Genomic DNA, 6,921 nt, shown 5'->3' with positions numbered 1-6,921 from the left:
GCGAGTTCCCACCAGGCCAGCAGGAGCATCTGATTGCCGTTCATGCCCACCAGTTGATCGGTGCTCAGATTGGTGAGGGTGATGGAGCCGGCAATGAAGTACCAGGACAGGGTGCGTCCCGCCAGAAAATACTCCGCATTGTCATCACCGCTGCGCGGTGCCTTTCGGCATTGCAGATAGGTAAAGACCGCGATGGCTGTGGTGATGGCGGCGAAAACAAAAAACTGTAGGTTCATGGCAGAGCCTCGCGTAGTTGCTGTGCGGCCCGTTCGGGGGTCAGGTCGCGCTGAGACTCGCCGAGCATTTCGAAGCCCACCATGTGCTTGCGCACCGTCGCAGAGCGCAGCAAAGGGGGGTAAAAATGCGCGTGTAATTGCCAGTGTGTAGCTGCGGTCGATGCGGGCGCGCCATGCCACCCCATGGAGTAGGGAAAGGGTACAGCGAAGAGTTGATCATAGGCGCCGAGGAGCTGCTGCAGAATGGCTGCCAGCGACTCGCGCTGTGCCTCGCTCAGCGCCGGTAAATTGGCCACTGGCTGCAGGGGCAGCAGCAGAACCTCAAAGGGCCAGGTGGCCCACCAGGGAACAACCGCAAGCCAATCTGCATTACTGCACACCGTTCGCTCGCCCTTGGCCAATTCCTGCTGCGCGTAGTCCAGCAGCAGGGGCGTGGCGTGCTGATCAAGGTACGCAGCCTGCTGTTGATCCTCGACCTTGATCTCGCTGGGCAGCGCATCAAGGGCCCAGATTTGTCCGTGGGGGTGCGCGTTGGAGCAACCCATGGTGGCTCCGCGGTTCTCAAAAATCTGCACGCATTGGTAGTCCTTGCTCAGCTGCTCTGTTTCCCTGGCCCAGGTTTCTATAACGGCGAGGAGCTGCGCTTTGCCCATGCTTGCCAGGGTCAGATCGTGCCGCGGGCTATAGCAAATAACCCGGCAGCGACCCCGCACCGGGTCGGCGCGGAACAGCCCGTTATTCTCTACATCAGCTGCGCTGTCTGTCAGCAGTGCGGGAAAATCATTATCGAAGACAAACACATCATCATAGTTTGGGTTGTGCTGACCGCCGGCACGTTGATTACCCGGGCACAGATAACAGTCTTCGCTGTAATGAGGTTCAGGAGCGGGGGTGTCCTCGAGCTGTCCCTGCCAGGGACGTTGATCCCGCTGAGGGGAGACCAGCACCCAGCGATCAGAGAGGGGGTTGTAACGGCGATGGGGGTGATCACTCATGTCAGGGTCCAGGATCGAGCGCCGGCGGCGGCGGTGACCCAGCGAATCGTTGGCTCTGTAAAGCCTGCGGTACGAAACTCAGCGGTAAGCGCTTTTTCAAACGCCACCGTTTTAGCACGGTCTACAAAGGCCACCATGGAGCCTCCAAAGCCGCCACCGGTCATGCGGGCACCCAGGGCGCCGGCGTTTTGCGCTGCAGTCACCAGGGTGTCCAGCTCAATGCAGCTCACCGCGAAATCCCGGGACAGACTGCGGTGGCTCTCATACATCAACTGTCCGGCGGTTACCTCATCATTCGCGGACAATGCCTCCACAAAGGCCGTTACCCGGGAGTTTTCACTGATCACATGCTGCGCGCGCTGGCGAACCCTGTTGTCAGGGATCAAAGTCAATTCCTCCAGACCACTATCCCGCAGGGACTTTCCCAGCGAGTTCTGGGCGGTTTCCACCTGTGCCCGGCGTTCGGCATAGCCACCGTCTCCCAGGGCATGGCGTACACCGGAGTCCACAATCGCGACCCGCACATCGTCCGGCAGCCTTACCTCCGTGACGCTTTGGTCACGACAGTCCAAAAGCATCGCGATGTGCTCTTTGGCAAAACTCACGGCAAACTGGTCGAGGATGCCACAGGGCACCCCCGCGTAATCGTGCTCCGCACGCTGGCAAAGGAGCGCCCTGTCTAAAGGCGGCAAGGCGTGCCCGGTGATCCTCTCAATGAGTGCAGCAAAACAGAGCTCCAATGATGCGCTGCTGGAAAGACCGGCCCCCAGGGGCAGGTCGCCGCCGATGACCAGGTCGAAGGGAGGTACCGCGGCGCCGAGTTCCTGATACAGCGCAAGTACACCGTCCAGATAGTCCGTCCAGTCTCCGCGGCGCGACTCGCTGCCCCGCAGTGACAGTTCAGCCTCGCCTTCCTCGGCGCTGAACACCCGTATTGCCTGAGGACCATCATCGCGGGGTGCCGCCACCATGAGGGTGTACAGATCAATACCCATGGGGAGGGCGAGGCCCTCGGAGTAGTCCGTATGATCCCCGATGATATTCACCCGACCCGGTGCGGCGGCGGCCCAGATCGGTTCTTTTTCAAAGCGCGATCCAAGGGCCGTTTCCAACGGTGCGAGCAATGCCGTCAACGACGGATTGTGCGATTCAGTCACGGGGGCTTTGCCAAACGGCGTATTCGCCTTGCGCAAGATCCCGGGTACCGATGACGCATTCGGCATCCCTGACTTCCAGCCGTTGGACCTCTGGTGAGAAGTTGAAGGCGAAGGTGAGCAATCCTCGCCGACGAATGCGTAACCCCTCGGGGAGTGGGCGATAGGCCCGGTCTCTATGGGAGAAGATTTCCTGCATCACCACGGTGAGGAATTCCGAGGACACATGCGCATTGATGTAGTGATGGTTGTCTTGGCTGTACCAGAGGCCGGCGCCATCATTACAGCGGATGCGCGGCTCAAGATCCGAGGCTATGGATTCATGCCAGCGACTGGCCTCAAAGCTTTGCTCTCCATAACGGAACGATCGCATAGCGCCGCGCCGCATGCTGTCCACCGCCAGTACGCGAAGCGGTATGACGTCCTGGAGCGGTCCCGGAGCGAGTGTTTCTGGCAGCGCGCAGTGCTCATCGCGGGAGCCGCTGCGGGCACCTATGAGGCAGCTCGCGCCAGCGGCTTTTGCGCGCGCTGCGAACGCCGCATCGACAATGATTGTCCCGGGAATAATGACCAGCTCGTAGCCGTACAGCGGTGATTGTGCACTGACGATATCGATATCCAGTCCCAGGGCGCGGGCAGCGCTGTAATAGTGAAGAGCGCTTTGCAATGTATCCATGCCCGGGGCGTGAGGCTGGATGGCTCCCGCCCAGCAGGACGGGTAATCGAAGAGCAGCGCAATGGGCGCCTGTAAGCTCTCGTTTTGCTCCAGGTTCTGAAGCTCTTCGGCCAGCCGGGTAACGGGTGTCCATGCCGGCGCGGCCTCTCCTGTGGGCAGTCGCAATGCCGCGTGCATCTGTTCCTGCGCACGAGGTAACTGTTGATAGCGGAAATAGCTGACAAATTCGGCGCCATGAGCCACGGCCTCCATGCCCCAGAATGCCGGTGCGTTATCCAGCGGCTGGGCATTGGATTCGGCCCAGTTAACCGGGCCGGGCTGTTGCTCCATGACCGCAAATCGGCCGTTCCCCACGGCGCGGTACAGGTCGTGATGAAAGGCTGCCCAATCCGGGTGCCCAATGCGCCGGTAGCGGAGTTTTTCCTCTTCGCTGAACCAGCCCTGATCCAGAAACCCGAGGGGATAGCTGTCCCAGGTGGCGACATCCAAATCCTTGCCTACATCGAAGTGATCGAAGTCGATGAAGTTGCCCATAAAATTGTGCGTGACCCAGCGATCGGAGCCCTGGGAGCCCGCGAGTAACTGACGCTGCTTTGCGTTGTATTTCCCCACCTGCTCGGAGGCGAAACGCCAGTAGTCCAGCTGATGAGCCGGGTTGGCCTCGGTTACCGTGAGGTTGGGTCTGCCTACCTCGGCAAAGCTGCGGTATTCCTGGCTCCAGAATACCGTGCCCCACGCCCGGTTGAGCGCGTCAATATTGCTGTGGCGCTGTTCCAGCCACCGTTGAAAGGCCCGTCCGTCATCCTCACTGTAGCTCAGCGTGGTTTCGTGGCATCCGTACTCGTTATCCAGTTGCCATCCCACGATGGCAGGGTGGCCTCCATAGCGGTCGATGACCGCCTGGCTGATGCGTATCGACTCATCGCTATACACCTGACTGGCAAAGCGATAATGGCGCCGGGAGCCAAAGCGAAGGACCTGGTCGCTGCTGTCCACCGGCAGAATTTCAGGGAAGCGTTCCACAAGCCACAGGGGAGGGCAGGCCGTGGGCGTACACATAATAATTTTGAGATCTTCAGCGGCAAGGGTCTCTACGGCCTCATCCAGCCACTCCCAATCGAAGTGACCGGGGCTGGGTTCTATGCGCGACCAGGCAAATTCGGCGATGCGTACAAGTTCAATTCCACCGCTGCGCATGGTGCTGGCCTGCTCGGACCAGCGCTCCCGGGGCCAGTGCTCGGGGTAGTAGCAAACGCCGATGGTAGCCAGGGCCATGTATCACCTCGTTAAACGTTAAGCCTGCGTGCCAGGAGTAATGCCAGCAGTGCGGCAACGGCACCGGCAATGCCGGTCCATCCCAGTCCGATAAAGCTGGTTACGGCGCCTCCAAGAGACGAGCCCAAACCCTGGCCAGAGTAAAGCATGGAACCGTTTAAAGCGAAGGCGATGGTAGCGGCTGGTCCCGCTGCGTTCGCCAGCTGACTTTGAATCACGGGGGACGTGCCGAACAGGGCGGCGGAGTTAAAGGCCATGGTAAACACCAGCACCGGGATTGCCAGAGCGCCGAGATCAAAGAGCATACCCAGAGAGAAGAGCAATTGGGTGAGCAGAACCGACCCGAGGAGAATGCTCAATGCTTTGCGGGTGCTCAGCCTCGCCAACATAGCGCCGGCGGGAAGCCCCAGGAGGCTGCCCATGCCCGTGGACAGCTGTATGGCGGCGATGCCCGAGCCGGTGAGCCCCGTCGATGCGGTAATAACCGGCCCGATGAAGCTTACCGTCGCAAAAGTGCCGGCGAAACTGAGCAGCGTAATCAGCATGAGTTTGGGGTTTTCCCCCTGTAGCGCCCGCCGGAAGCTGGACGCACCGGCTTCCGGTGCGTGGATGTGCGCGGGGGCAAAGAGACCGATGACAACAAAGGCCACGGTAGAGATCCCTGCGGCGAGCCAGAACGCCGAGCGCCAGCCATAGATGTCCCCCAGAATGCTGCCGGCGGGCATGCCGATAAGAAATGCCAGCGTGTAGCCCGCAAGCACGGTGGCGATGGCCTTGGGTCGGCTTGCTTCGGGAACGAGGCTCACCGCCAGGGTGGAGGCCAGGGGTAGGGTCAGAGCGGCAAAAAATCCCGCTGCGAAGCGGATGCCTCCGATGGCAATAAGATTGGGTGCCATGGCGGATCCTAGATTCATGGCGGCAAGTATCGCCAGCACGCAAAGGAGCAGGCGTTTGCGATCAAAGTCTGCGAGGAGTCGGGCCAGCACCGGTCCGCCAATGCCGCAGGCGAGAGCGAAAACGGTCTGCAACTGACCTACGCTTGCGATACTTACTCCAAGATCCCGGGACATGGGCTCGATGAGTCCGATGTAGATAAACGCGCTGGTGCCGAGGGCAAACGGTGCGAAGACAAGGCTGAGCAGTCTGAGATTCAAGGGACGGATTCCGAGGGATGGGCGACGGGGGTATGGGGGCCCCGTGGCTGTGGCGCCGCCCATAGTGATCACGCGATACTGCAGTATGCCAGTATCACAACAACAGCATTGATACGTTCAAAACGGAGACTAGATTCATGAAGGGACTTTCCATTGGGGGACTGCTTGTCCTGTTGGCTGTGCTGATCGGGTTTGCAGTGGGTCCGGGCCTGCTCGAGGGTTCCATGAACAAAGTTCTTGACCACGAGCCCTATCTCGTCACTGGAGCGGCAAAGACACTGCACGACTCGCTGGTCGTGGGTGATCTGCACAGCGACAGCACATTGTGGGCGCGGGATCTTACCCGGAGAGCCGATCGCGGTCATGTGGATTTGCCGCGCCTGCGAGAGGCCAATGTGGCTCTTCAGGCTTTCACCTTTGTGACCAGCTCACCCAAAGGTCAAAATTATGAGCGCAATGAGGCCGATGCTCCCGATAACATCACGCGCCTGGCGATAGTTCAGCGCTGGCCCGCAGCGACCTGGTCGAGCCTGACAGAGCGGGCCCTGCTGCAGGCAGATAAGCTTGCGCAGATCGAAGCTGAGGACCCTACTGTGTTGCGCATACTCCGCTCCCGGGGTGATCTCGATGCCGTCATGGCGGCGCGCGCCGACGGCGCCGAAACCATCGGCGCATTGCTGGGCATCGAGGGGTCGCATGCCCTGGATGGGTCTCTCGACAACATCGATCGTTTGCAGAGTGCAGGGGTTCGCATGTTCGGGCTGCATCACTTTTTTGATAACGCCCTGGGCGGCTCTCTCCACGGTACCGGCGGTGGCGGCCTCAGCAGTTTTGGTCGGGATGTGGTGGCAGCCATTGATGCCAAAGGCTTGATTATCGACGTCGCCCATTCCTCGGAGCAGAGCGTCAGAGATGTGCTGGCGATGAGTGATTCACCCCTCATCGTCAGCCACAGCGGTTTTCAGGGACACTGCCCGACGCCACGGAATATCGCCGATGAGCTTATGCAAAAAATTGCACAAGGCGGTGGCTTGATTGGTGTGGGGTATTGGGACGCGGCTATTTGCGATGTGTCCCCCGCCGGTATTGTCGCTGCGATTCGCTACGGTATCGATCTTCTGGGCGTTGAACACGTGGCCCTCGGGTCCGATTACGACGGTTCAACCACCGTGCCTTTTGATACCTCTGAGCTGGCGGCGCTCACCCAGGAGATGCTGAATCAGGAATTCAGTGAGGAAGAAATCCGCCTGGTGATGGGGGGCAATATGCTGCGATTTTTGCAGGAAAATCTGCCCCCGGTTGGCGCGTAAAAAGCCATAAGCCCTGCTGTCACTTTAGGGCAATTTTGCTGAGCGCTGCCAACCTTGGACCCCGGGGCCCTGCGATGCACAATCAGGTCCCGTAAACGTTTTTACCTTTCAATAAAAGGAG

5 protein-coding genes and 1 pseudogene are annotated in these 6,921 nt (G+C 60.0%); 1 reads left to right on the top strand and 5 read right to left on the bottom strand.

All coding sequences use genetic code 11. The features are described from left to right. The 5 genes and pseudogenes from ACTG3T_RS13855 to ACTG3T_RS13835 form a co-directional block, all read right to left on the bottom strand. Nucleotides 1-236 (bottom strand): annotated as a pseudogene (locus ACTG3T_RS13855) (SLC5 family protein); the annotation flags it as partial. Next, complete coding sequence (locus tag ACTG3T_RS13850; protein ID WP_439102877.1) at nucleotides 233-1,231, bottom strand: UDP-glucose--hexose-1-phosphate uridylyltransferase; 999 nt, start codon at nucleotides 1,229-1,231, stop codon at nucleotides 233-235. The gene ACTG3T_RS13850 and the pseudogene ACTG3T_RS13855, both read right to left, overlap by 4 nt. Continuing rightward, the gene (gene galK / locus ACTG3T_RS13845) at nucleotides 1,228-2,388 is read right to left on the bottom strand and encodes a galactokinase (RefSeq protein WP_439102876.1); all 1,161 of its coding nucleotides are present in this window, start codon (nucleotides 2,386-2,388) and stop codon (nucleotides 1,228-1,230) included. Before galK ends, ACTG3T_RS13850 begins: the two co-directional genes overlap by 4 nt. Then, nucleotides 2,381-4,336 carry a beta-galactosidase gene (locus ACTG3T_RS13840; protein ID WP_439102875.1) on the bottom strand — a complete coding sequence of 652 codons (1,956 nt, stop codon included), beginning with the start codon at nucleotides 4,334-4,336 and terminating at the stop codon, nucleotides 2,381-2,383. The genes galK and ACTG3T_RS13840 overlap by 8 nt, the downstream gene beginning before the upstream one ends. 11 nt (nucleotides 4,337-4,347) lie before the next feature. Further along, on the bottom strand, nucleotides 4,348-5,490 hold the full coding sequence (locus ACTG3T_RS13835; RefSeq protein WP_439102874.1) for an MFS transporter: 1,143 nt from the start codon (nucleotides 5,488-5,490) through the stop codon (nucleotides 4,348-4,350). A gap of 137 nt (nucleotides 5,491-5,627) precedes the next feature. On the opposite strand from ACTG3T_RS13835, the gene ACTG3T_RS13830 reads away from it, so the two are divergent. After that, a complete protein-coding gene (locus ACTG3T_RS13830; RefSeq protein ID WP_439102873.1) occupies nucleotides 5,628-6,800 on the top strand; it encodes a dipeptidase in 1,173 nt (390 codons plus the stop codon). Nucleotides 6,801-6,921: the final 121 nt, after the last annotated feature.

The organism is Congregibacter sp. (assembly GCF_965660375.1).
In the GTDB taxonomy this organism is placed as follows: Bacteria; Pseudomonadota; Gammaproteobacteria; order Pseudomonadales; family Halieaceae; genus Congregibacter.
The sequence above is the reverse complement of the archived record's forward strand: the minus strand, read 5'-3'. Positions and strand labels throughout refer to the sequence as shown.